Below are 24,431 nucleotides of genomic sequence, written 5' to 3'. Positions count from 1 at the left end.
GGGAATGCCGAACACCGCCGTGGCACCGGGCCACGGCCGAAAGCAGTCAGCTGTCGGTCCGGTTGTCGTCGGTCCAGCCGAGTTCGTGCCAGACCGCGGCCGGAATCAACCGATCGACGCGATCCATCACGTAGCGGGGCCGGTGCTCATCGGTCAGCGCACGGACGTCGTCGGCCGTCGCCTCGCCGGTGAGCACCAGACCCGAGACCATGCCGGTGTCGAGCGCCATCTGAATGTCGGTCTGCAACCGGTCGCCCACCATCATCGAATGCTCGACGCGGGCGTCCAAGCCCTCCATGGTGACCTGCAGCATGATCGGGTCGGGCTTGCCCAGCGACTTCACGCATTTGGTGCGCGTGCAGGCCTCGATGGCGGCGGTGATGGACGCGCAGTCGGGCTCGCCGCGGCCGCCCGGGAACGGGCAGAACCGGTCGGGGTTGGTTTCGATCAGAAAGGCGCGTTTGTAGAACCAGATCGCGTCGAAGGCGATCTGCAGCTTGCGGTACTCGAAGGTGCGGTCGTAGCTGGCGATCACGATGTCGATCTCTTCGGGATCGTCGCTGAGCGTGAACCCCGCCTTCACCAGAGCCCGCTTGAGCGGTTCTTCGCTGATCGGAAACAGCACCGCGTCGGGGTGGTGGGCCTTCAGCCATTTGGTGGTGGTGACGATGGTGTTGCTGATGTCTTCGACGGGCGTCGGCAGCCCCAGCTTGGTCAGCTTGCGGGCGTACATCTCGGGGTCTTTGGTGGGGTTGTTCGACAGATACCGAATGGGTATGTCGCGCCGGCGCAGCTCGTTGATCATGCGGGCTGCCCCGGGCAGCAGATGGTCGCCCAGATAGATGGTGCCGTCCATGTCGAAGACGTAGGCGTCGTAGAACTCGCTCGGCGCCTGCAGTACATCAGTGTTCGACATGGACGGCCCCTCGTGGTCGATCAGTTCGTCAGTTGCCGGAAAGGGTCAGCACCAGCAGCGTCGACACCCAGATCGCGGCCGCCGGCGGGTCGACGTGGGTGGTGCCGCGCTGGTGGAACAACTGCGACTGGAACTCGCCCAGGAACGCCGAGATCATGCCGAACACACACCCGATCAGCACCGCTCCGATGGCGACCATCCAGGTGGCTGAGGTCCAGGTGGCGTTCCACTCGAAGCCGGCCCCGGCCAGCACGGGCATGAACTTCACCGCGGCCAGGCCGCCGATGATCGTGATGTGGTGCTGCACCGGCATTTCGGCCCCCAGGATCAGGAAGCCGATGATGATGGCCGAGATGGCGAACGGCAGGGTCTGCGCCCAGGCCGAACCACCCTGCACGTAGTGCGCCAGCATGATCGACACGGCCGCGGCCATGCCGCCGGCGAAGAAGCCCAGCGGCAGGTACTGGCCCGGCTTTTCCTGGTAACGCAGCCAGAAGTAGGTGTCGTTCGGGGCGATCTTCTTCATGAACGAGGTGGCGTCCTTGTTGTAGTTCTGCGGCGACAGCAGCCCGTTGCCCCAGATCAGGCGCGCGAGCACGTTCGAGGTGAACACGGTGAGGGCGACGGTGTCGATGTGGCTGCCGAACCACGGAATGAAGCTCAGCCCGATGTTGAACAGGTAGCCGAACGCGCCGAAAGCGGCACCGACCAGCAGCACGTCGAGACGGCCGAGACGGGCCAGCGGCGACGAGGCGTCTCGGCCTGATTCGATCAATCCCTTGTGCATGGCGTACGCCGCGCCGGCAACGCCTGCGGCAAAGGTGATGTGCGGGCCCATCACGGGGCCGAAGGCCACGTAGTTGAAGCCGATGTCGCTGCCACCGACCGCGAAGATGCCCCACGAGAACAGAATCATGAAGCCGGTCAGGGTGAACGCGAAGTTGCCACCGATGGCTGCACCGAAGTACCCGCCGAAGATGGCCGCGATCAGCCCGAGCAGGAAGATAGCGATGTCACTGGTGAACATGTGCCGTCCTTGTCAGATTGATTGAGGGAAGGTGAGTCCAGCTGCTCAGTCGCAGCTGGTTCGCGCGGCCTCCGCACTGTTGTCGCCGGTGTCGTACGACTCGAGAGCGGCCACCTTGGGCGCCGAGGACGAGTTCGGGTCGAAGGTGTACCCGAGCCACTCCTTGGCCAGTCGCCTGGCCAGTTCGAGCCCGATGACCCGCTGACCGAAGGTGAGCACCTGGGCGTTGTTCGACAACACGAGTCGCTCGACGGAAAAGCTGTCGTGTGCCGTACTGGCCCTGATGCCGGGAACCTTGTTGGCTGCGATCGCAACGCCCATGCCGGTGCCGCAGACGAACAGGCCACGGTCGGCCTTGCCTTCTGCGATCAGCCGAGCGCCGGCCACCGCCACGTGGGGGTAGTCGACGTCTTCGCCGGATCCGATGCCAACGTCGATGACTTCATCGACCCTGTCGTCGGCCTCGAGGTCTTTCTTCAGTTGCTCTTTGTAGTCGTATCCGGCGATGTCCGCCGCGACCACCACTCGCAGGCCCATTCGTACTCCTTTGCACGAGGTGACGGACCCGCCGACAGGGGTCCGCTGGCCTGAACCTACCAGCGAGCAAGGTGTTTGTAACAGACTTTGTGATGCTTTCCAGCGGTCTGGAACTTATCGGGCCGTTCAGTCGCCCACGGTCACTCGTTGACGGCGCCGGCCTGGGTGACGTTTACGCCCCGCTCGCGCAGGTCGGCGATCAGGTCGGACGGCGTCAGCGCGTCCACGATCACCTGGTCGAAGTCGGTCATCGAGGCGAAGGTGTGCAGCGCCCGACGGTTCAGCTTGGTGTGGTCGAGCAGCAGAATCGACTCGGCCGACGACGCCATCATGGCCCGCTTGACCTGCACGCAGTCTTCGTAGGGGTGGAAGCACTGCAGGTCGCTGATGCCAGAGGCCGACATGAGGCAGTAGTCGGCCCGAATGCCGGCGATCACGTCGGTGGTGTTCTGGCCCAGCATCGCCTCGGCCCAGGCCTGGTACTCACCGCCGGTGACGAAGAGTCGCACACCCGAGCGGCGCTCGAGTTCACGCGCCACCAACATCGAGTTGGTCACCACGGTGATCGGCACCACGTCGAGCTGGCGCAGCACCCACAGGGCGGTGGTCGAGTCGTCCACCATGATCGAACTGCCCGGGCGAATGCGGTCGGCGACCACTCGGGCGACCTGTTGCTTGAGTTCGGCGTTCTGATTGACCCGGATGCTGGCAGCGATCTCGTTGAGCCCGGTGGCCACCGCGGTGACCTGACCGCGATGGCGCACCAGCACGCCGGCATCTTCGAGGGCCTCGATGTCGCGATAGACCGTCATCGCCGACACCCCGGTGAGTTCGACGAGTTCGTCGACCGAGGCCGAGCCGTTCTTGACCACCCGTTCGGCGATCGTCATTCGCCGCTCGCGCAGCGCCCCCGCCGACCCTCGTCCACGTCCTTTCACAGCCATGACTGACCTTTACTCTCAGTTAACAAACATCTCCGCGCATCTGTGAGAAAATGTACGCACTTTGCCACATCGGGCGGGGTGATTTCGCCGGTTGGTCACTTTTCGCAGCTAGTCAGCGACTGGTGCTGCAGCCCTCGCAGCCGGTAACGACCAGCGTCCGAACGGGACTGTTTCACTCACGATGTGTTGTATTCCACACGCTTGGCCCGATGTTTGTGTGGCTAAGCGCCCGTGCGGAGCACTAGGTTGGGCGAGTACCAGATTCGGCACCGGCGCCGCTTCGGTGCGGCTTGCCGATCGTTCAGCCGCTCGGCACCCCGCCGACGGCCAGGCCCGGCGAATCGCCGGAAAGGATGCATCATGGCAACTCTCGTCGTGCTGGGCTCGGGCATCATGGCCACCGCGCTGGCCACCCCCTTCACCGACAACGGCAACGAGGTGCGGCTGGTCGGCACCCATCTCGATCGCGAGATCATCGATTCGATCAAGAACACCGGTGTGCACCCCAACCTCAACCTCGAGGTGCCCCCGAACGTGACCGCCTACCAGTTGGAAGAGGCCGCCGAGGCGTTCGACGGGGTCGACCTGGTGATGAGCGGCGTCAACTCGTTCGGCGTCGACTGGGCGGGCGAGCAGTTGGCCGGCCTGCTGCGCCCCGGCATGCACGTGATCGCCCTGGCCAAGGGCATGCAGGCCGACGACGACGGCAATCTGACGATTCTGCCCCGAGCCCTGATGGCGCACCTGCCCGACGACCTGCGTGACCAGGTGTCGATCTCGGCGATCGCGGGGCCGTCCATCGCGGGCGAGGTGGCGATGCGGCGCCACACGTGCGTGGTGTTCACGGGCGAGAACCCCGAGGTGCTCGACCTGTGGCGCGACCTGTTCGCCACCGACTTCTACCACGTGTGGACGAGCTCCGACTTCGTCGGCGTCGAGGTCTGTGCCGCCACCAAGAACTGCTACGCGTTCGGGGCCGGCTTCATGCACGGTCAGTTGGACGCCCTCGACGAAGACGACCCGCAGTACGTGAACTTCAACTACGGCGCGGCGTTGTTCGGGCAGGCCTCGGTCGAGATGACCCAGTTCATGGATCTGCTGGGCGGGCAACCGTCCACGGTGCTGGGGTTGCCGGGCATCGGCGATTGCTTCGTCACCTCGATGGGCGGTCGCAACGTCAAGGTCGGACGGCTGGTCGGCGCAGGCCTCACCTTCACCGAGGCCCGCGACCGCATGCCGGGGGTCACCCTCGAGGGTGCAGCGGCCATCAAGGTGATCGGCGACGCCTTCGAACGGCTCACCGAGCGCGGAGTACTGCAGCCCGACCAGTTCCCGCTGCTGCGGCACCTGCACGAGGTGGTGGCGAAAGACCGGGCCGTCAACGTGCCGTGGAAGACGTTCTTCGGGGCCAACGGCTCAGGGGTCTGAGGGCTCGGCGTTCGTCATCCTGGCGAACGCCGGGTTCTCTCGGCGGCTGTCGCTTGGGTCGAGACTCTTTGTCGACTGTGCTGCCGCGGAGCGAGCGGCACCCCGTCCCGCCCCAGCGGAGCTCGTCGGCCGATTGCCCTGAACCCTCGTTGGGTGCCCAGGGCCGACGCGCCCCCCTCTATACGCAGCACGCCGAAGGCGGGCAAGTTGAGGAGCGCAGCGTCGATACGCCCACCTATCCCGGACGGGGTGCCGCTCACTCCGCTTCACCCGTGCGCGTGCACCTGGCTCGTGTGAGTGTGCGAGATTACGTCCGATTTGAAGGGCCTATCGCCTCGTTGAGCGCGAAGAAGGGTCAGATCGGACGTTATCTGACGAGCCGGTGCCCGTCGGCGAGGACGAGGTCTCGACAGGCTCGACCAGCGGTTTGGGTCTCGACCGGCTCGACCAATGATGGGTCTCGACAGGGCTCGATGAGCGGTTTGGGTCTCGACGGACTCCACCAGCGGTTGGGTCTCGACAAGCTTGGCCAGCGGCGGGCGGGTCTTGCCAGGCTGAACCGGCCCTGGGCTGGGACGTAGGGCGAAGCGGAGCGGGGTTGCTCCTGTCCAGGTTTGGTGGGCGTTGGCGGGATCGTCGGCCCCACTGGGAACGCAGCTTTGGGCAGCGAATGCCGACGATCTTCGGCATGGGCGAGACAGGAGCGACCCCGCGCAGCGGACACTGGCTCAGCCGAGGGACTCGACACCCGATCGGCCGAAGAGATCCCGGCGTTCGCAGGTATGACGAATTGTCTCGCCGCGTTTCTCAGCTTCGCCCGCCGAGCGACGTTCACCTCAGCCCGTACGCCTGGTGGACCAGGAAGATCGGGTGCTCGACCTGGGCGCCGGAACCCTTGCGGATCTGCCAGCGGCAGGTTTCGGTGTCGCACATCGCGTACTCGGGGTTGACCTCTTTCACCTTGTCGAACAGCGGTTTGCCGACGGCTTGGGCGATCTCGTACTTCTCTTTCTTCAGCCCGTACGTGCCCGCGATGCCGCAGCAGGTGGCGCCCGACTCGACCGCCTCGACGCCCGGAATCAGCTTCAGGATCTCCATGGCCGGCTGGCCCATGCCCTGGCTCTTCAACTGGCAGGGTGCGTGGTACACCGCGGTGAGTTCGATCGGCTTGAAGTCGGTGGGCAGTTCGCCGGCCTCGTAGAGCTCGAGCAGAAACTCCATGATGTCGCGAATGCGGGTGCCCACGTCTTTGAGCCGTGAGTCGTCGACGCCCATGATCTCGTGCGCCTCGTGCTTGAGCATGCCGGTGCACGATCCCGAAGACGAAATGATCGTCAGGTCGCGTCCGGCCGAGCGCAGGTCGTCGCACAGCTTGAGCACCTTGTCGGTGGCGCCGTCGAACAGCCCGTTCGACTGCTGAGCCAGGCCGCAGCAGCCCTGCTTGGGCACCAGCACCTCATAGCCCAGGTGTTCGAGCACCTCGATCGACTTCTTCGACGTCTCGACCTCGAAGTAGCCGCCCGCGCACCCGTGAAAGAACACCAGAGTGCCGCGGGTCGCCTTGGTGGCAGGGTTCTGCCGCTTCTTCAGCCAGCCGGTGATGGTCTGGGTGTTGGCCTTCGGCATGGGTGCGTCGCGGTGAATGCCCATCACCTTTTCGATCACCGTGCGCAGCGGCTTGAGTGACAACGCCGCGTTGGCCACGGGCGCGACCGGTGTCATCGCCATGCCCATCAGCGTGGTCTGCGAAATCAACTGGTCGCGCAGCGGCATGTGGTCGGCCTTCATCACCGCGCGGGCCTGGCCGTTGATTTCGGCGATCTTCACCCCCTGCGGGCAGGCCAGCGTGCAGGCCCCGCACGAACTGCAGTAGTCGAGCGAGTGGTCGACCGACTCACCGTGGCGAAACCGCTCGGCCTGCGGCCCGACGAACTTGGGCCCGGTGAACTTCGGCGTCACCGCCGACACGGGGCAGTGCGTTTCGCAGATCGTGCACTTCACGCAATGGTCGAGGGACGCCCGCGCGACTTCAGTCTGGGCGAACTCGAGGCCGTGCGAGGCGTTCATGAGGCTGCTCCTTGGTCTGTGGCGGTGGCTGCTGCGGCGAGAATCGAGTCTGCGGCCCGGACGGCGCTGGCCACCGCGATGCCTTCGCCCGACTTCTCTTGCCAGCGGGTGGCGCCGGCCAGAATTCCGCCGGCGGCGTAGAGGTTGGTGTACACGGGGTCGCCGCCCGGGTGCCGCACCAGCATCTGCTCGTCGACCTCGACACCGATGGTGAACAACGGCTGCGGGTCACCCCAGTAGTCGCCGTGCACCAGGTGACCCTCGGGCCGGCGCAGCGGCAGGTCGAACACCGACTCGTGCACGTTGTGGTAGCTGTCAGCCGTCAGGGCGCCTGACTCAAAACCGCCCGTGGCAAGCACGAACGCGTCGGCCACGAAGTCGCGGTCACCGCCGGCCGTGGCCAATTGCACGCTGTCGACGGCGCCGCCCGAAGCCCGAAAACCGGTCACCTTGCTGCCCGGCACGACTCGGACGCCGGCGGCCTTGGCCCGCGCGGTCAGGGCCCGGTTGAGCCGCATGCCGGGCACCGACGGCGGCGGCAGCGGAATCTCGAACACCGGCGCGCCGATCGCCTCAGCGACCTCGCTCCAGGCGTTGTGGTCGTCCAAGCCGAGCACGGCCGGCAGTCCGACGGTCTCGCCCGGCTCGACCACAGCCTTGACCGCCTGGGCGAAGCGCTTGCGGTACGCGGGGTCGTCCAGTGCCCTGGCGTAGGTGAGGCCGGTCGAGTCGATCTCGCCCTCACGGGCGGGCAGGTCGAGCATCGCCGCCCGGGCCTGCAGCCGTCCGCCGCCGGGCAGGTCGGTGCGCACCAGGTTGCCGACCACCAACTCGGGGTAGAAGTCCTTGAGTTGGCGCAGGCCGACGATCACGAACCGGGCGCCGTCGACGCAGGCGCCGGCGGTCATGCTGGGCGAGGCCAGCGCCGTCGGACGCACCGCGCCCACCGCGGTGGGCAACTGCAGGTTGGACGCCGCATCACCCACCAGCAGCGCCGGGCCGACCAGATCGCGCAGGTAGTTCGCCGAGCGGGCCACCAGATCGGCGGGCAGCACCCCGTAGGGGTGGCCGGGGTGTGCCTCGGCAAAGCCGGCCAGAGCGTCCAGCGGACGCTCGACCCGGTCGGGGCCGTAACCCAGGATGTCCAAGGTGCCCTGGCCGAGCTGCAGGCCGCCGGTGCCCTTGTTGAGCAGCGCCACCCGGGCACCGCCCTCGGCCAGCCGAATGGCCGCGACCAGGCCCGCGGGGCCGGCACCGATCACCACGACTCGCGTCATCACACGACCTCCTCATGCGTCGGGCCGGGCAGACGCTCGACGTCGAGCGTGCCCTGGAAGATCCAGTTGTCGAGGGCGGTCTGGCGCACCTGATCGCCGTAGAGAATCGGCCAGATGCCGATCCACCGGTTCTTCAGGAACAGCCGCATCAGGCCGGTGGCCCGCTCGACGTCGATGTGCTCGCTCTGCAACGCCACCCCGGTGGCGCGCATCGAGCAGAAACCGCCCTGACAAGGGCCCATGCCCAGGCGCAGTTGGCGGCGCAGGTCGTCGAAGTTGCCCTTGGGCTGATCGACCAGGGCGCGGGTGAACATGCCCTTGCTCATCAGTTCGCACTCGCAGAGGATCTGGTCGTCGAACCGGTCGTGCTCACGCTCTTCGAGCCGGTGCGTGATCACGTAGTTCTTCTTGTCTTCCGACCCCGGCACCTGCTCGTCGGCGGTGCGGCACGGCCTCGACTCGCCCAACTGCTCGCACATGGCGTTGACCACGTTCTCGGCCATCAGGCGGTACGTGGTGAGCTTGCCGCCGGCGATGGTGAGCAGGCCCTTCAAGCCGTCGCGTTCGGAGTGGTCGATGATCGACATGCCGCGGCTCATGTGCCGGGTGTCGCCCGAACCCACCCGCGAGTCCTTCACGAGCGGACGGGCCCCGGCCCAGGCGTGAATCGCCCTGGCCTTGCGGAACCCGGGCACCAGCAGTTCGCCGCAGTCCATCATCTGCTGCACCTCGTCCCAGGCGATCTCCAGACGATCGGGGTCGTCGGCCTTCTGGTCGGTGGTGCCGATGATGCACACGGTGTGCACCGGCACCAGAATGTCGCCGTCGGCCGGGTAGGTGAGCCGGTTCACCACGCTGTTGGTGAGCCGGTGGTTCATCGCGATCATGATGCCCGCGCCCGGCACCACCTGAACGTCGGGGCAGCCGGCCATGTGAGCGATCTGGCCGCCCCAGGCGGCGGCGCAGTTGAGCACGAAGTTGGTGTTGATGCGCACCTCTTCGCCGGTCTTCTCATCGGTGCAGATCACCTGTGCGACCCGGTCGCCATCGCGTTCGATGTTGGTGACGCGGTGGTAGGTGAGAATCTGCGCGCCGTACAGCTTGGCCGAGTTGGCGGCACTCCACACCATCTGCCAGCCGTCGACCGAGCCGTCTTCGACCTTGAAGGCGCGGCTGATCTTGGGGTTGACCCGTGGCTCGGCCTTCAGCACCTCGGTGACCGACACCTCTTCGAACGGCACCTTGGTGTCGGTCGCGCCCTTGGCCCACTCGTCGCCCCAGGACGGGTCATCGACATGGGTGGCCACGAAGTAGCCACCGGTGCGCTCGACCGCGTGCGCCTGGATCCGGGCGATGATCGCATTCTCTTCGGCGCACTCGGTGGCCGAGTGCGGGTCGCTGACCACGTAGCGTCCGCCCGAGTGCAGCAGGCCGTGGTAGCGGCCGGTGGTGCCCTGGCCGAGGTCGGCCCGGTCGACCAGAATCGCCGAGTAGCCACGCATGGCCACGTCTCGGACGACGCCGGCGCCCGTGGAGCCGCCACCCACCACCACCACATCTGCGGAGAGGGTCTTCATGTCGACCTCCGATCACTTGCGGGTCAGCGCCGTGAACATCGTTGCTCGGCGGCGAACTGCCCTGTGCTGGCCACACTATTCAGTGTGGTGAGTTCGCGCCCTTAACGGCCCGGTCGTTGGGGCGGACGTGCACGCCTCCCGTCCACTCACTGACCTTCGTTCATCGGGCAGGCAACTTTTCACACCAAATACGAGGTTGTTATCAGATCATCTACCGCGAGGCGGTGTCGCATCAAGACCACCTGGTAGGGATTCCAGGTCGACAGCGTGTAGCGCAGCACCAGGCGTCCGGCCTGCACGCGGGCGTCGAACAGGTAGGGGGCGTAGGCGGCCCCGGTGGCGGCGGCCTGGCCGGCGAAGATCGCGTCACCCACCGGGTCGCTGCCGTCGCGGTGGGCCTTGATGAAACGGCGGCGCTCGTCGGCGAAGCTCATGCCGCCTTCGATCCAGTCGAAGAGCCGCAGCCTCGGTGACCACGGCCCCCAGGGACGCTCCGCCGTGCGCAAGACGACCGCCGCGCCGATCGAGTCGTCCGGGCCGCTCATGGTGAGCATCACGAATCGGCCCAGATCGGGCACCCAGCGCACGGACAGCTCGCCCAGGGCTCCGGGCGTGAACAGCGGGCGGGCGTCCGATTCGTGGGGTGACCAGAGCTGGTCGTCCGATCCGTGGGCCGACAAGAGCCGCTCGTGTGGTTGGGATATCGCGGCGTTCGCCGGGATGACGGGGGTGTGTGGCGCCACCCAGTACCGGACGGCCTCGCGCAACACGGCGCCCGAGCCGCTGCGCAGGCTGCGGGCCAGCCCCGGGGTGGTCAGGTCGACCCTGGCCAGCCGCACGTCGTCGGCGCGGTAGGCGCCGGTGCCCCACAGGTACAGGTGGTCGCCCCAGCGCTGCACCGACACGTTGACGAACCGGTGCGTCGAGAAGGTGCCTCGGTAGGCGAACCGCAGTGGACGCCACCGCGCCGTTGGCTCGATGACCGGCCGGGGTGCGCGGGTGAGCACGCTGCGCCCCATCACCTGCGCGTCGCGAAAGTGGTTGGACGTGAAGAAGGCATACAGCTCGCCGTCGAGGCTGAAGGCGTCCAGCGGCACGTCGTACTCGCGCAGGGTGGTGCCACCGCCGGTGATGGCGGTCGGCGACCCGTGAAACGTGACCGACGGCAGGTCGGCGTCGGGCTGGTGCACCGCGGCGATGCTGTCGCGGGTGCCCAACCGGCGCCGGGTCCAGTGGGTGTCGCCGAACAGCATGAACGCCTGGCCTGCGTGGTCGATGCGCACGCCCAGGTCGGTGCCGCGCACCCCCGATCGGGACTCTGACGACGACAGGGTGCGCCGCGGCCGCTCGGGTTGGCTGTCGGTCTCGCCGCTGACCTGCGCCACCTTCATCGACGGTTCGGACGCGATCGCGAACGGCGCCGGGTCGGCCAGCCGCAGGCAGGCGTGCCGCAGCCAGCGCACCTTGCCACCCCGTTGCTGCCGGTGCAGGTGGTAGATGCTGTCGTCGACCTGCACCAGTGCCTGCACCCACCCCGAACGCAGCCGGGTGGCGGCGGTGGCCGTGGCCACCACGCGTCCGGCACCCCACTCGGCGGGGCCTTCGGGGCCGTCCCACAAGGGACGATCCGGCTCGGACGGCAGTTGCGTGACGATCCCCAGCCGTCGCCAGCGCCGAGGGGTGGGGTCGTTGACCGCCCAGGCGTAGGCCACCACACCGTCCGGCTCGGGCACGTGGGCCAGCAGTTCGTGGGTGGCCGTGCCGGCCCGGCCGCGTTGGCCGAGGGCCGCCGGGCCGAGTGCTTGGGTGCTCACCACGTCGCCACGCAGCCACGGATTGTCCGGGCGGGCCTGGCCGGCGAACCAGTGCTCGATGCGCAGGTGCCCCGGCTCGCCGGGGGTGCCGATCAGGGCTTCGAGCCGGTGCGGCGCTCCGGGGGGCGTCCACCAGGCGGGTCGGTCCCACGACTCCAACAGAGAAAGCGCGCCGATCAGGTCTCGACGAGGCCCACCGGTGGTTGCGGAGCTCACAGCCGGTCGACCACGGCGCGAGCGGTGCCGTCGTCGATCACCAGATCGGTGGTGGTGCCGGCGCGCAGTGCGCCGACCACCGCCGCCGCCCGGGACGGGTCGGCCACCACGCAGAACCGCCGCGGCACCCGCGCCAGTTCGGCCGGGTTGAGGCCCGAGGCTCGCTCGTTGAAGCCGATGTCGCGCCAGGAGCCGTCCTCGCGCAGCAGCACCGTGGCCACGTCGCCCACCACGCCGTCGGCCGACAGCTGCAGCTTGTCGGCGTCGTCCATGTACCCGGCGGTGTACACGTGCGAAGGCACGCGTCCCTTGAGGCACCCGACCCCGAACACCACCACGTCGAGCCGGTGCTGCAACGCGATCACGTTCTGCACCGAGCGTTCACGCCACATGGCGTTCTTGGTTTCGGCGTAGTCGAAGAAGGCCGGCACCGGAAAGTAGACGACGCGCGAGTTGAAGGCGTCGCCGACGCTCTGCAGAATCTCGCCCACGTAGGGAATGCCCGAACTCCACTGGTTGGTGCCGCCGTTCATCTGCACCACGATCGAGTCGACCAGCGGCTTGGGCTGCAGATAACGCACGACCAGGGACGACGTGACACCCCAGGCCACCCCGATCACGCAGTGGTCGGTGACAGCCTCGCTGAACAGCCGCCCGGCCAGACGCGCCACCTGGTCGAAACGACGCTGCTCCGACACGCCCTCGCGCACCGCGACCAGATGCACCCGAACCCCGAACGTGCGACCGATCGACGCGGCCAGCGGTGAGCGTGAACCGGCCTCGTCGGCCAGGCTGATGCGCACAAGACCGGTTTCCCGGGCCTCTTTGAGCAACCGGCTGACGCTCGACCGCGAGAGGCCGAGTTGCTTGGCGATCGCGTCCATGGTTTCGCCCTGCACGTAGTAGCGGGACGCAGCCTGGTACATGTCGTCGTAGCGCGTGTTCATCGCTCCTCCAGGCCGGTGCACGTTCGTGCACAGTACTAGCGCATCCGTTCAGCACTGGCAAGACTGAGGCCGACGGCCTCGGTGGATGGCCGTACGGTGCGCAACCGCGAAAGCCTTTGCGGTGACCGCACCGACACCCCCTCGAATCCCCGCCGCTCCAGGAGTGAGCAGCGTAGTTTTTGGTTGACCGGAGCACTCCGGTCACTGGGTGGCATCGCAGATGATGCCTGAAGGGAGTTTGAGTGACATGAACCTCGCAACCATCTTCCTCTCCGAAACCGTGGGCACAGCCATGCTGCTGCTGCTCGGCGCCGGAGTGGTTGCCAACAACATCTTGCCGAAGAACAAGGGCGAGGGAACCGGGTTCCTGATGGTCAACTTCGGCTGGGGTCTGGCGGTCTTTTCCGGCGTCCTCGTGTCGTACAAGTCGGGCGGGCACCTCAACCCGGCCGTCACGCTGGGCGTCGTGGCGTCAGGCGCCAAAGAGTTCGTGCCCGGCATTCCGGTCGACTTCATGTCGATCTCGACCTACATCGGCGCGCAGCTGATCGGTGCCTTCATCGGTGCGGTGCTGGCCTGGCTGGCCTACAAGAAGCAGTTCGACGGCGACGCCCCCGAGGGCTTCAAGCTGGGCGTCTTCTCCACCGGCCCCGAGATTCGCGACACGGTGTGGAACCTGATGACTGAGATCCTGGCCACCTTCGTGCTGGTGTTCGTGGTGCTCGCCGCGGGTCACTGGGGCGATTCGGCCACCAACACCCCCGCCGGCCTGGGCTGGCTGGGCGCACTCGGCGTGGCCCTGCTGGTCGTCGGCATCGGCGCCTCGCTCGGTGGCCCCACCGGTTACGCGATCAACCCGGCCCGTGACCTCGGCCCGCGCATCGCTCACGCCGTGCTGCCGATTCCCAACAAGGGCAGCTCTGACTGGGCCTACTCGTGGATTCCGGTGGTCGGCCCGATCATCGGTGGCGTGGTCGCCGGTCTGCTGTCGCACGTGCTGCTGCCCTGACCGGTTCGCAGTAAGCCCGTAGTGCCGGGCGGTAGGCACCCAGTGGTGTAGCCGCCCGGCACAGGGCACCATGGTTAAAGCCTCTACAAGGATGTGGAAAGGAACACAATGGCTGAGAAGTACGTCCTCGCGATCGACCAGGGAACCACCAGCTCCCGCGCGATCGTGTTCAATCACGAGGGCCGCGTCGTCGCTACCGGCCAGAAGGAACACGAGCAGATCTTCCCCAAGGCTGGCTGGGTCGAACACGACGCCAAAGAGATCTGGACGAACATTCGCGAGGTCGTCGGCATCGCCCTCGCCGATGCCCAGGTCAACAAAGACCACCTCGCTGCGGTCGGCGTGACCAACCAGCGCGAGACCACGCTGGTCTGGGACAAGAACACCGGCGAGCCGGTGTACAACGCAATCGTGTGGCAAGACACCCGCACCGCCAAGATCGTCGACGAGCTCGGCGGCGGCGACCAGGACAAGTACAAGGACCGAGTGGGCCTGCCGCTGGCGACCTACTTCTCGGGCCCCAAGGTGAAGTGGATCCTCGACAACGTCGAGGGCGCCCGCGAGAAGGCCGAGGCCGGCGATCTGGTCATGGGCAACATGGACACCTGGGTGATCTGGAACCTCACCGGTGGCACCGACGGCGGCGTGCACGTCACCGACGTGACCAACGCCTCGCGCACCATGCTGATGGATCTGAAGACCCTCAGCTGGGACGCCGACATCGCGGCAGACATGGGCATTCCGATGTCGATGCTGCCCGAGATCAAGTCGTCGTCCGAGGTGTACGGCGAGGGCCGCGAGGCCGGTCTGCTCGGCGGCGTGCCGATCGCCGGTGACCTGGGCGATCAGCAGGCGGCCACCTTCGGCCAGGCGGCGTTCGAGGTCGGCATGGCCAAGAACACCTACGGCACCGGCTGCTTCATGATCATGAACACCGGCGAAGAGCTGGTGCCGTCCAAGAACGGCCTGCTGACCACCGTCTGCTACAAGATCGGCGACAACAAGCCGATCTACGCACTCGAGGGCTCGATCGCGGTCACCGGTTCGCTGGTGCAGTGGCTGCGCGACAACCTGCGCATGTTCGACTCGGCTCCTGAGGTGGAGCAGCTGGCCACTCAGGTCGAGGACAACGGCGGCGTCTACGTGGTGCCCGCGTTCTCCGGCCTGTTCGCCCCCTACTGGAAGTCGGACGCCCGCGGCGCGATCGTCGGCCTGACCCGCTACGTCAACCGCAACCACATCGCCCGTGCGGTGCTCGAGGCCACCGCTTTCCAGACCCGTGAGGTGCTGGACGCGATGGAGGCCGACTCCGGTGTCACGCTGTCGGAGCTCAAGGTCGACGGCGGCATGACGATGAACGACACCCTGATGCAGTTCCAGGCCGACCAGCTCGGTGTGGACGTCGTCCGTCCGGTGGTCGCCGAGACCACCGCGCTGGGCGCGGCGTACGCCGCCGGCATCGCGGTGGGCTACTGGAACGGCGAGCAGGACGTCATCGACAACTGGGCCGAGGACAAGCGCTGGACCCCCAACATGGACCAGGACGAGCGCGAGCGCCTCTACCGGCAGTGGAAGAAGGCCGTCACCCGCACCTTCGACTGGGTGGACGACGACGTCAAGCAGTGAGGCTCGGCACTGACGAGCCGGTTCGCAGAACCTCGGGGGGCCCGTCACCGGAACATCCGGTGACGGGTCCCACGTCCATTGAGGGGTGAGCACCGATGGCAGAACCGGGCCGGCGAGAGCGCTCGCCGGACACCCTGACCGCGCTGGCCCAGGCGCTGGCCGGAGAGTTCCGGCTGCAGCCGCTGCTGGAGCGCATCCTGCGCAGCGCGGTCGAGTTGCTGCGCAGCGCCAGCGGGTCGCTGTGCCTGGTGGACGAGCAGTCGCACACCTACCACAAGGAGATCGATCTCGACGCCGGCTGCGAGACCGGGCGACCACTCTCGCTGGACGAGGGCATGACCGGCCTGGTGGTGCGCACCGGCGGTCCGGTCATCCTGGAGCAGTACGCGCAGGTGCCGCGCGGCCACCTCGACCCGTCCGAACCCCGTTACCGCCGCGGTGTGATCGGAGTGCCGATCACCCTGGGGGAGCAGGTCATCGGAGCCCTGATCGTGTTCGCCGGCGAAGGGCAGCGCTACGGCGCCGACGACGCCCGCCTACTCGACGAGTTCGCCGGGCACGCCGCGATCGCGATCGCCAACTCTCGCATGCATGCGGTCGCCCAGGAGCGTACCCGGCAGGCGGCCGTCGCGGCCGAGCGGGAGCGCTCGATGCAGGCGGCGCACGACACGTTCGGCCGCGGTCTGGCCACGGCCATGCTGCGGCTGCGGGCGGCTCAGCGTTCCGCCCCCGCCGGATCGCCGGTGGCCGCCGACATCGCCGCCGCCCAGACCGCGGTCGAGGACTCGCTGCGCGAGGGCAGGCGGGCGGTGTGGGGTGCCGGCGGGGACGGCATGGCCACCGTGCGCACCCTCGACGAGGCGATCCGGGTGGAGCTGGACTGGGTCGCCGCCACCGCCAACCTGAGCACCGCCCTGCGCGTGTTCGGCGACCGCGGCGAGCTGGCGCCCGAGGTGAGCGTGCAGCTGATCCGGATCGTCCAGGAGGCGCTGACCAACGTGGCACAGCACGCGCGGGCGTCCTCGGTGCGGGTGGGACTGGTCTTCGGCACCGAGGGTGTCGCGGTGATCGTCGAGGACGACGGGGTCGGCTTCGACCTGGACGCCGTGCACGACCGGCGCCAGGGCATGGGCCTGTCCGGCCTGGTGGCCAGGGCCACTCAGGTCGGTGGCCGGGTGCAGCTGGAGGCGACGCCCGGCTGGGGCACCCGCATTCGTGCCGACCTGCCATACCGGCCGAACACCGGCGATCAGGCCGGCATCACCCGCTGGCGGGTACTGATCCTGCACGGGCAGCCGGCCATGCGGGCCGGGCTGGTGCACCTGCTGGACGCGTCCGAGCCGGGCGTGCAGGTGGTCGCCGAGGTGGACGAGCTGGTGAGTGCGGTCGAGGCCGTCCAACTGCTGCAGCCCGACGTGGTGCTGGCCAGCACGGCGGTGAGCTGCCCGTCCGGCAATCCGGTGGTCACGTCCTTGCGCACGGTGCTGCCCGACGTGGCGGTGATCGGCATTCTGGACGGCGCCACCCCCGAGGCCGACCTGTTGGCCTGGGCTGCGGCCGGGGCGCTCGGTTTCGTGCCGGCCGATGTCGACGCCACGGCGCTGGGCCGGGCCGTCGCGGCCGCGCTCTGACCGTCCGTCTCTCAACGTGACTGCCTTTGTGACACCCAACTGCCTGCACGCAGGCAGCTACGTGTCACAAAGGCAGCTACGTTGGCTCAGCCGGGGGCGCGGGTCAGTTCGTGCACCCGTATGCAGGCCGCGGAGTGGTCGTCACCCAACGGTTCCATCGGGGAGACGACCTGCGCGCACGCGTCGATCGCATGCAGGTGGACGCCTGGCCGCGCCCGAGACCGTCACCGACCTGCGGGTGGACGACCACGCCGACCCGGTGACCGAACTGCGTCGGCTGGTGGACCTACACCACCGCGACCTGCTCAGCATTCCCGCTGCCGTCACCCCAACCTGGGACGGGGCAGGGGAGCGGCCCGAGCGGAATCACCGACCCGAGAATGACGGCGGCCCGGTCGTCGGGGTTCTCCCACCAGTGCGAGGTGGAGCAGTCGTAGGTGAGGGTGTCACCGGCTTCGAGCAGGTACTCGTCGGTATCGCTGAACACCCGCAGCCGTCCTTCGAGCACATGCACCGACTCGACACCCAGGTGCCGAAAGGGCCGCGACCGGTTGCTATAGCCGGGCGGCATCACGGTGCGGATCACCTGCAGGTTGGCGTTGCGCGGCGGGCTGAGCAGTTCGCGCACGAAGCCGGTGAGGTGCTCGTCGGCCGACAGTGGCGGAAGCTGCGCTCTGAGGTCCCGGCGTTTGCCGGGATGACGGAGAAGGTCTTGATCCGGGATCTCTCCACTGTGGGACGGACGCTCTGAGATCCCGGCGTTTGCCGGGATGACGGAGAAGGTCTTGATCTGGGATCTCTCCAGTGTGGGGCGGACGCTGGAGATCCCGGCGTTCGCCGGGATGATGGGGTGGGCCAGGATCTCGACAAGCTCGATCAGCAGTCAGGCGTCGGTGACCGGATCGTCCTGCCACAGCGGCGATGTGGGTTTCAGGTCGGGTACGGCGTCATCGGGTTCGACCCGGCTGGCGTTGCGCAGGGCGACCTCGCCGGCGATGGTGCTGCGCAGTCGCGCGAGCACCGAGGGGGGCATCACGGGTGCCGGGGTGCAGCGGAGCAACCGGGTGATCGCCTCATCGGCGTCGGCGGTCTGCTCGAGCATCGCTGGTCCTTCTGCAGGGGTTGACCCTGGGTTGGACGCAGCCGGCGATGGATCGGTTCCCACGTCAGTTCACCTCCTTGAGGTGCTGCAGCAGAACGGCCAGTCTCGCCCTGCCCCGCGAGCAGCGGCTCTTCACCGTGCCTGGGGCGCAGCCGAGAATACGCGCCGCGTCGTCGATCGAGTAGCCCTCGAGATCGACCAGCACCAATGCCGCGCGCTGGTCGGCGCCGATCTGGCCCAGCGCGGCGGTCACCTCGTCGGCGATGTCGGCCTGAACGGCCGACGCCTCAGGGTCGTCGGGGGCGGTCAGTTCGGCAGAGCGTTCGATGTCGTCGGGCAGCGGGTCGGCCCGTCGGGCGGCGATGCGCCGCAACCGGTCGAAGCAGGCGTTGAGCACGATGCGGTGCAGCCACGTGGTGACAGCCGCGTCGCCGCGAAAACTCTCGGCTCGCCGAAAGGCCGAGATCATCGCGTCCTGCAGGGCGTCGGCGGCGTCTTCGGCGTTGTTCATCACCTTGATCGCCACCGCCCACAGCCGGTCGGCGTGCCGCTCCATCAGCAGCGTGAACGCCCGGTCGTCGCCCGCCACGTGAGCGGCGAGCAGTTGGGCGTCGGTGGGGCCGTCGACCTCAGCGATCGGACGACGAAAGGTGGGAGCGATCACCCGCGCACCTCGATGTTGCCGATGCCGCCCTGGTAGTAGTTGCCCGATTCGGGCGGTAGCGAGGTCAGATACACCAGCAGGTAGCGGGTGTTGACGGGCTCGTCGAGCTTCATCACCGCGGTGCCGGCGGCCTTTGGAATCGATGCCACCACCGTCCAGTCGGCCTGGGAGCGCATCGGGGCACTGGTGACGTCGGGATCGGTCGGCACGCGCAACTCGATGGCGGTGCCTTCGCCGATCACGCCGACGCTGACCTGGCTGACCGAGCGCACCTTGCCCAGGTCGACCACCAGCCCGACACCGGGCTTCATGCGCCCCATCTTGGGATCGCCGCGGTAGCGCTCGGTGAGCCACACGGTGTCGGGGTCGTCGTCGATGGCGCGGTTGCGCAGGCGGGGGTTCTCGGCGTTGCTGCCACCGTCGGCGGACGGGTCGAAGTCGGCCACCGACGCGATCGGCAGCACTTGCGGCCCGGCGGACGCCGACGCCACCGCCGACGGCGTGGGCGCGACCCGCCGCGCGTTCAACTGCCCGACAGCGACCCACACCAACGAGCCGGCGAGCAGCAGGCCGAACAGCCCGATCACGATCGCCATCACCGTGCGTGGCGGACGACCCATGCCCCCGCGCTGCGGCGACGGCACCATGAGCTGCGGCTGCGCCGACCTGGCCGGCGGCGGCACCGGCGTGAACGGCTCGACCTCGTCGTCGCGCATGCCGGGGAACTGCCAGGGCTGGGTGGTCTCGCCGGTTTCGTAGTCGTCGTCGCCCCCGGTGGCCGGCAACGGTCGCGGCAGGGGTGTGCTGAACGTGGCCGCCCCGGCCAGCGCGGCCGTCGGCGCTGCGGCGGGCAGCCGTCCGGCGGTGGTGCGAATCGGCTCGATCGGCATGCGCAGGCGGCGCTCGAGGTCGGGGGCCGCGCTGGCCTGCCCGAGCACCGCGTTGAGTTGTTGGGCGATCGCCCGCGCGGTGGTGATCGGCGTCTGTCGGTTGCGTGGCGTCGGGTTGAGAATGCGGTCGCACAGGGTGTCGAGCATGCGCGGCACCCCCGCCTTGACCTGCGCCGGCGACAGCGTGCGGCCCGCGGCCTCGGTGGGGGCCGCCTTCAGGCCGTACTGATCGCCGCCCGGCCAGCGGGTGACCAGGCAGGCGTACAGCAGGGCGCCCAGGGCCCGGACGTCCGCCTGCTCACCGGTGTGGGTCTGCGGTGAGGGGTCGAGTTCGGCCTCGACCAGCAGCCCGACGATGCGCACGTTGCCCGCCGCGGTGATCACCACCGTTTCGGGGTTGAGTCGCTCGTGCTGCATGCCGCGGGTGTGCAGGGCCGCCATCGCCTGGGCCAGTTCTTTGACCACCCAGGCCGCCTCGACCGGCGACAACGGACCGCCCGCCAGCACCTGTGCGATCGAGGTGCCGGGGGCGTACTCGTACACGATGTACGACTCGCCGTCGTCGAAGGTGCCGGCGTCGAGCACCCGCAGAAACGCCGAGTCGGGGGCACCGCTGGCCCGCTTGGCGACGCCGATCAGCTCGGGGCCGCGCGGGTCGTCCGGCGGCAGCAGGTGCATGAGCACCGGCCGCGAGAGCCGCTGGTCGAAGGCCCGCCAACTCAGCGCGTTGCCGCGCCGCGACAGCACCTCGTCGAGCCGGTAGCGATCGCCCAGCACCTGCCCGACCACGACGTCGACGACGCCGGAGTCGGTGGGCACGTCCATGGTGGGGGCGTGGCCGTCTTCGGGGTCGGGGTAGTGCAGCAGCGGCTGATCGGACGGCGGCGCCGGGGTGTCTGCCACGGTGACGAACCGGCCCGCGCCGTCGGGGTCGTCGTTGATCTCGTCGGCCGGCGGCTGCTCGGCCTCGGCGTCGGGCTCGAGCTCATCGTCGGGCGGCAGCGTGCCCACCTCGACGGCCACCTCTTCGGCCGGTTCGGTCACGACCGGCTCGGCCGCCTGTCGCCGGCGCAGGGCCTGCAGCACCTGGGTGGCCTCGTCGATGTGCAGCCGCTTGGCGGCGAAGAAGAACGCGAGCAGCGCCACGCCGCCGGCCAGGGCCAGGCCCAGCAGCGCCATGACGGTGGAGTCGAACCGGTTGAAGAACCAGGTGACCGCCCACGCCAGCGCGGCGCCCGGAATGGTCGCGACGGTGAGCACGCCCAGGTGCCGGGCCAGGCTGAGGCCGTCCAGGTCGGTGAGCCGCTTGTGCAGCGCCCGGTGCGACAGCCAGACGCCGAGCAGGTAGCTGATGCTGTAGGCGAGCGCGAGGCGGGGGGCGACGGTGTTGACGTCGTGCCAGGCCAGCATGAACGCCACCGCCAGCACCGTGTTGACGCCCGAGATCACCACCTGCAGATAGAACGGCTTCTTGGTGTCTTCGAGCGCGTAGAACCCGCGCAGGTACAGGTACTGAATGGTGTAGGGCACCAGGCCGACGGCGAAGGCCATCAGCGTCCAGGCCACCAGGTGGTAGTCGTCGGCACCCTGGCCGTGACTGAACGCCACCTGGGCGATCGGTTCGGCGAGCACGATCAGGCCGATCGCGGCCGGCACCAGAAACGTGACCGCCAAACGGGTGGCGCGCTGCACCTCGTCGGCCACCCCGGCCAGGTCTTTCACCGCCGCCAGCCTGGACGCCTGCGGCAGCATCGCGGTGGCCAGCGAGACCGTCAGCAGCGAGTGTGGCAGCACCCAGATCAGGTAGGCCTGGTTGTAGACGTTGCTGCCCGCCCCACTGCCGCCGACCACCGCCGAGGTGGCGAGCCGGGTGACCACGGCCTGCGCCACCAGGGTGAGGGCGACGTAGCCCATCATCCATTTGGCCAGGTGGAACGTGTGCCCCAGCCCGGTGCCCTTCAGGTCGAAGCGGGGGCGGTAGTGAAAGCCGGTGCGCCGAAAGAACGGGATCAGAATCAGCGTCTGCGCGACGATGCCCAGCGTCGAACCGCCGCCCAGCAGCAGGGCCTGCCCGCTGGTGAACGGCGCGGACGTGTCGACCCCCTGCCCCCAGATCACCGCGTACAGGCCCAGCACGGCGATCTGCACCACGTTGTTGGCGATCGGCGCCCACATCATCGGGCCGAACGAGTCCCTGGCGTTCAGCACCTGGCCGATCAAGAAGAACGCGCCATAGAAGAACAGCTGCGGCATCGTCAGGTAGGTGACGAACACCAGCGAGTCCCAGTGCGGCAGCTGCTGCCAGCGAGGGTCGGTCCACAGGGTCAGCAGCCAGGGCACGGCCGCGACCATCAACACCGTGATCACGGCCAGGGCGGCCAGAAACGCGGTCATGATGCGGTTGACGTACACCTGGCCGCCGTCGCGGTCGTTCTTGATCGCCCGCACGATCTGCGGCACCAGCACCGTGTTCAGCGCGCCACCGGCGAACAGCATGTACAGGGTGTTCGGTATCAGTGTGGCAAGGCCGAACATCTCGACCTGGCGGGTCGAGTTGCCCAGGGCGAAGGCGAGCAGAATGGCCCGTCCGAAGCCGAGCACGCGCGAGACCATGGTGCCCGAGGCCATCACGGCGGTGGCGTTCAGCAGCCGACGTCCACCGCCTGCGGGGGCTTCGCGGCTTTCGTCGCTCACGCCTGCTCCTTCTGCTTGCGGCGCACCTGTCGAATGCGCAGTGCGGTGGCGGCCACCAGCACCACGCCCGACACGATGACAATGATCCACCCGATCATGCCCAGATCGGTGACCTCGACCACGATGCGCGTGGTGTGCCCCACTGGGTGACCCGAACTGGTCTGCAGCCCGGCGGTGACGTTGACCAGGCCGTTCGCCGTGGCCTCGGGCCGCACGTTGACGGTCTGGCTCTGCCCTGGGCCGACCGTGATTACCCCCGAAGCCGGAATCGTGAGGCGTTGCGGGTTGTCGCTGATGAACACGATGCGCACCTGAATGGGTTCGCTCAGCCGGTTGCCCACCGTGACCGGAAACTCGTTGGTGCGCGACGACATCACGACGCGTGCGCTGGCCGCCAGCGTGACGCCCTGATTCACCGCGTCGGCGCTCATGGTGCTGCCGGTGGCGCTGATCCAACTGCCGGCTGTCGAGTCGCCGATCCACCAACTCGACACCATGCGGGTGAGGGTGGCGGGGGCGTCGGTGGCGAGTTGGGAGTCGGGCACCAGGTCGCGGTAGGCGGCGTAGTCATCGGTCATCGCCTTCAACTGGCGAAACCGCGCGGCGGGCAGCGTGGCGGCTTTGGCGGGCAGGGTGAGCGTCGCGGTTCCGGACGGATCGACATCGAGCAGGTCGTCGATGCTGGTGCGCAGCAACCACCGGGGGGCTGCTGCGGCGTCGGCCTGGGCGTCGTCCGAGCTGGTGATCAGCCTGATCAGGCCGCCGCCGAGCACTGCCTCGGCGTACTGGCGCTGCTGGCGCTGCACGGGGCCGTTCTGGTCGCCGGGGCCGGCGGCGGTGGCGGCCGGGGCGAGCCGCAGCAGGGTCGAATCGTCGGGGCCCGAAGTGACGATCGGGCCGCGGCCGGCGGTGCTGACCAGCATCGCGTCGGCGTCGGCGGCCTTCACGAACGCCGGGGTGGTCGGCCCCGCGACGCCGGCGTGCGGCAGCACCACCAGCGGCAGGTCGCCCAGCTCGGACGGAACGGCGGCCTGCAGGGCGCGATCGACTACGTCGGGCTGGTCGTTGGCCTCGGCGCCGACCAGGTCGGGATTGCCGAACAGCGTGCGGGCCCCGTGGTCGCTGCGCAGGGCGCGGAACTTCTGCAGCCAGTCCAGCGCGGCCTGCTGGCCGGTGCCGGGGCGGGTGCCGTCGCCGTCCACGACCTCATAGCCGTCGGAAAGATCGACCACCTCGTCGATCAGCGCCGGGTCGACCAGCCATGAGGCGCCGGTGCGGCCAGCCAGCGCGACGAGGGTCGAGAGGCGTCCGGTGAGTTCACCGATGAGGCGTTCGTTGGCGAACACGTTGGGCCGCACCTTGGTGGGGGTGGCGGCCAGCAGCACCAGCGAGGTGAGCGGCAGTCGCTTCTCGGGCGTGGTGACGTAGAAGCTGCGCGCCCGGGCGATCACCTGATAGTTGCTGGACGCGTCGGCGGTGCCCAGCACCTGCACGCCGATCGGGTAGATGCTGCCGGCCTGGGTGAAACCGAGGTCGGCCAGAGTGCCCTTGACGGTGAATTCGGCGCTGGCACCAGGGTTGAACGCGACGTCGGAGGCGCTCACCGAGAAGTAGTGGTCGGTGGTGCGGTAGAGCATCAGGCCCCACGGGTCGTTCTGACCGTTGACCACCGAGCGAAAAACCGCCGGGTCGGTGATCGGGTCACGGGCACGCCAGAGCACCACGCGCACGCCGAAGGCGGGTTGGGCACCGGTGTTGGTGATGCGTCCGGTGAGCACGGCGGCCTGTTTGGCCCCTGAACCGGTGGTGCGCAGGCTGGTCAGCTCGACGCTCAGTTGGGGTTCGACGGCGCGCGCGGGGGCGGCCGGCGCGACCAGCACGAAGGCGACCGCGATCAACCAGGCCAGCACGAGCGCAAGCTTGGCTGGGGCGGTGCGGGTCACCGTTACATGGTAGGGCGAGCCCTCGGCGGCACCCGGCAGGCGGCGCGGGGTGGGAGCGGGCGGCGATGGGTGGCGGGGTGTGCCCGGCCACGACCGTCGCTGCGTCAACGTAGCTGCCCTTC

General features: G+C 68.4%; 18 protein-coding genes. 4 read left to right on the top strand and 14 right to left on the bottom strand.

The features are described 5' to 3' along the window. Nucleotides 1–46: 46 nt before the first annotated feature. The 4 genes from MPLG2_RS14290 to MPLG2_RS14275 form a co-directional block, all read right to left on the bottom strand. Nucleotides 47–916 carry an HAD-IIA family hydrolase gene (locus MPLG2_RS14290; protein ID WP_105186713.1) on the bottom strand — a complete coding sequence of 290 codons (870 nt, stop codon included), beginning with the start codon at nt 914–916 and terminating at the stop codon, nt 47–49. Nucleotides 917–944: 28 nt separating this feature from the next. Continuing rightward, nucleotides 945–1,943, bottom strand: coding sequence for a hypothetical protein (locus MPLG2_RS14285; RefSeq protein ID WP_105186712.1), 999 nt, complete (start codon nt 1,941–1,943; stop codon nt 945–947). 45 nt (nt 1,944–1,988) lie between these two features. Further along, nucleotides 1,989–2,480, bottom strand: a complete 492-nt coding sequence (locus tag MPLG2_RS14280; protein ID WP_105186711.1) for a ribose-5-phosphate isomerase — start codon at nt 2,478–2,480, stop codon at nt 1,989–1,991. Between the two features lie 140 nt (nt 2,481–2,620). Beyond that, nucleotides 2,621–3,424 (bottom strand): DeoR/GlpR family DNA-binding transcription regulator, encoded by an 804-nt coding sequence (locus MPLG2_RS14275; RefSeq protein ID WP_231935673.1) that lies wholly within the window; start codon nt 3,422–3,424, stop codon nt 2,621–2,623. Nucleotides 3,425–3,784: 360 nt separating this feature from the next. Between MPLG2_RS14275 and MPLG2_RS14270 the strand changes: the two genes are divergently transcribed. Beyond that, nucleotides 3,785–4,852: an NAD(P)H-dependent glycerol-3-phosphate dehydrogenase gene (locus MPLG2_RS14270; RefSeq protein ID WP_105186709.1), complete on the top strand. Its 1,068-nt coding sequence runs from the start codon at nt 3,785–3,787 to the stop codon at nt 4,850–4,852. An 831-nt stretch (nt 4,853–5,683) separates the two neighbouring features. On the opposite strand, the gene MPLG2_RS14265 is transcribed toward MPLG2_RS14270, so the two are convergent. The 5 genes from MPLG2_RS14265 to MPLG2_RS14245 all read right to left on the bottom strand — a co-directional run bounded on the left by MPLG2_RS14265 (nt 5,684) and on the right by MPLG2_RS14245 (nt 12,750). Next, nucleotides 5,684–6,919: an anaerobic glycerol-3-phosphate dehydrogenase subunit C gene (locus MPLG2_RS14265; RefSeq protein WP_105186708.1), complete on the bottom strand. Its 1,236-nt coding sequence runs from the start codon at nt 6,917–6,919 to the stop codon at nt 5,684–5,686. Then, the gene (gene glpB, locus MPLG2_RS14260; protein ID WP_105186707.1) at nt 6,916–8,196 is read right to left on the bottom strand and encodes a glycerol-3-phosphate dehydrogenase subunit GlpB; all 1,281 of its coding nucleotides are present in this window, start codon (nt 8,194–8,196) and stop codon (nt 6,916–6,918) included. Before glpB ends, MPLG2_RS14265 begins: the two co-directional genes overlap by 4 nt. Further along, nucleotides 8,196–9,773 carry an anaerobic glycerol-3-phosphate dehydrogenase subunit GlpA gene (gene glpA / locus MPLG2_RS14255; protein ID WP_105186706.1) on the bottom strand — a complete coding sequence of 526 codons (1,578 nt, stop codon included), beginning with the start codon at nt 9,771–9,773 and terminating at the stop codon, nt 8,196–8,198. Before glpA ends, glpB begins: the two co-directional genes overlap by 1 nt. 179 nt (nt 9,774–9,952) lie before the next feature. After that, nucleotides 9,953–11,803 (bottom strand): DUF4185 domain-containing protein, encoded by a 1,851-nt coding sequence (locus MPLG2_RS14250; protein ID WP_158681236.1) that lies wholly within the window; start codon nt 11,801–11,803, stop codon nt 9,953–9,955. Further along, nucleotides 11,800–12,750: a sugar-binding transcriptional regulator gene (locus tag MPLG2_RS14245; RefSeq protein ID WP_105186705.1), complete on the bottom strand. Its 951-nt coding sequence runs from the start codon at nt 12,748–12,750 to the stop codon at nt 11,800–11,802. The genes MPLG2_RS14250 and MPLG2_RS14245 overlap by 4 nt, the downstream gene beginning before the upstream one ends. Before the next feature lie 247 nt (nt 12,751–12,997). On the opposite strand from MPLG2_RS14245, the gene MPLG2_RS14240 reads away from it, so the two are divergent. From MPLG2_RS14240 to MPLG2_RS14230, 3 genes are all read left to right on the top strand, one after another. Beyond that, nucleotides 12,998–13,759, top strand: coding sequence for an MIP/aquaporin family protein (locus tag MPLG2_RS14240; protein ID WP_105186704.1), 762 nt, complete (start codon nt 12,998–13,000; stop codon nt 13,757–13,759). A gap of 108 nt (nt 13,760–13,867) precedes the next feature. Next, entirely contained in the window at nt 13,868–15,385 is a 1,518-nt protein-coding gene (gene glpK / locus MPLG2_RS14235; protein WP_105186703.1) for a glycerol kinase GlpK, read from the top strand. A 95-nt stretch (nt 15,386–15,480) separates the two neighbouring features. Beyond that, on the top strand, nt 15,481–17,016 hold the full coding sequence (locus MPLG2_RS14230; protein WP_105186702.1) for a GAF domain-containing protein: 1,536 nt from the start codon (nt 15,481–15,483) through the stop codon (nt 17,014–17,016). Nucleotides 17,017–17,302: 286 nt separating this feature from the next. Here the strand turns inward: MPLG2_RS14230 and MPLG2_RS14225 are convergent, their stop codons facing one another. From MPLG2_RS14225 to MPLG2_RS14205, 5 genes are all read right to left on the bottom strand, one after another. Next, the gene (locus MPLG2_RS14225; RefSeq protein WP_105186701.1) at nt 17,303–17,644 is read right to left on the bottom strand and encodes a cupin domain-containing protein; all 342 of its coding nucleotides are present in this window, start codon (nt 17,642–17,644) and stop codon (nt 17,303–17,305) included. Nucleotides 17,645–17,899: 255 nt separating this feature from the next. Continuing rightward, the gene (locus MPLG2_RS14220) at nt 17,900–18,118 is read right to left on the bottom strand and encodes a hypothetical protein (RefSeq protein ID WP_105186700.1); all 219 of its coding nucleotides are present in this window, start codon (nt 18,116–18,118) and stop codon (nt 17,900–17,902) included. A gap of 64 nt (nt 18,119–18,182) precedes the next feature. Next, the gene (gene sigM / locus MPLG2_RS14215; protein ID WP_231935672.1) at nt 18,183–18,782 is read right to left on the bottom strand and encodes an RNA polymerase sigma factor SigM; all 600 of its coding nucleotides are present in this window, start codon (nt 18,780–18,782) and stop codon (nt 18,183–18,185) included. Beyond that, on the bottom strand, nt 18,779–22,366 hold the full coding sequence (murJ, locus tag MPLG2_RS14210) for a murein biosynthesis integral membrane protein MurJ (protein ID WP_105186699.1): 3,588 nt from the start codon (nt 22,364–22,366) through the stop codon (nt 18,779–18,781). The genes sigM and murJ overlap by 4 nt, the downstream gene beginning before the upstream one ends. Further along, a complete protein-coding gene (locus MPLG2_RS14205; protein WP_105186698.1) occupies nt 22,363–24,309 on the bottom strand; it encodes a DUF6049 family protein in 1,947 nt (648 codons plus the stop codon). Before MPLG2_RS14205 ends, murJ begins: the two co-directional genes overlap by 4 nt. Nucleotides 24,310–24,431: the final 122 nt, after the last annotated feature.

Origin of the sequence: Micropruina glycogenica (assembly GCF_900289045.1) — a bacterium.
GTDB lineage: Bacteria > Actinomycetota > Actinomycetes > Propionibacteriales > Propionibacteriaceae > Micropruina > Micropruina glycogenica.
The sequence above is the reverse complement of the archived record's forward strand: the minus strand, read 5'-3'. Positions and strand labels throughout refer to the sequence as shown.

Bases quoted from the DNA above. Each gene is read 5' to 3' on its own strand.
- MPLG2_RS14290 (WP_105186713.1), bottom strand. From the start codon at position 916: ATGTCGAACACTGATGTACTGCAGGCGCCGAGCGAGTTCTACGACGCC.
- MPLG2_RS14220 (WP_105186700.1), bottom strand. From the start codon at position 18,118: ATGCTCGAGCAGACCGCCGACGCCGATGAGGCGATCACCCGGTTGCTC.
- MPLG2_RS14275 (WP_231935673.1), bottom strand. From the start codon at position 3,424: ATGGCTGTGAAAGGACGTGGACGAGGGTCGGCGGGGGCGCTGCGCGAG.
- glpK (WP_105186703.1), top strand. From the start codon at position 13,868: ATGGCTGAGAAGTACGTCCTCGCGATCGACCAGGGAACCACCAGCTCC.
- MPLG2_RS14280 (WP_105186711.1), bottom strand. From the start codon at position 2,480: ATGGGCCTGCGAGTGGTGGTCGCGGCGGACATCGCCGGATACGACTAC.
- MPLG2_RS14230 (WP_105186702.1), top strand. From the start codon at position 15,481: ATGGCAGAACCGGGCCGGCGAGAGCGCTCGCCGGACACCCTGACCGCG.
- MPLG2_RS14245 (WP_105186705.1), bottom strand. From the start codon at position 12,750: ATGAACACGCGCTACGACGACATGTACCAGGCTGCGTCCCGCTACTAC.
- glpB (WP_105186707.1), bottom strand. From the start codon at position 8,196: ATGACGCGAGTCGTGGTGATCGGTGCCGGCCCCGCGGGCCTGGTCGCG.
- MPLG2_RS14270 (WP_105186709.1), top strand. From the start codon at position 3,785: ATGGCAACTCTCGTCGTGCTGGGCTCGGGCATCATGGCCACCGCGCTG.
- MPLG2_RS14240 (WP_105186704.1), top strand. From the start codon at position 12,998: ATGAACCTCGCAACCATCTTCCTCTCCGAAACCGTGGGCACAGCCATG.
- glpA (WP_105186706.1), bottom strand. From the start codon at position 9,773: ATGAAGACCCTCTCCGCAGATGTGGTGGTGGTGGGTGGCGGCTCCACG.
- MPLG2_RS14265 (WP_105186708.1), bottom strand. From the start codon at position 6,919: ATGAACGCCTCGCACGGCCTCGAGTTCGCCCAGACTGAAGTCGCGCGG.
- MPLG2_RS14285 (WP_105186712.1), bottom strand. From the start codon at position 1,943: ATGTTCACCAGTGACATCGCTATCTTCCTGCTCGGGCTGATCGCGGCC.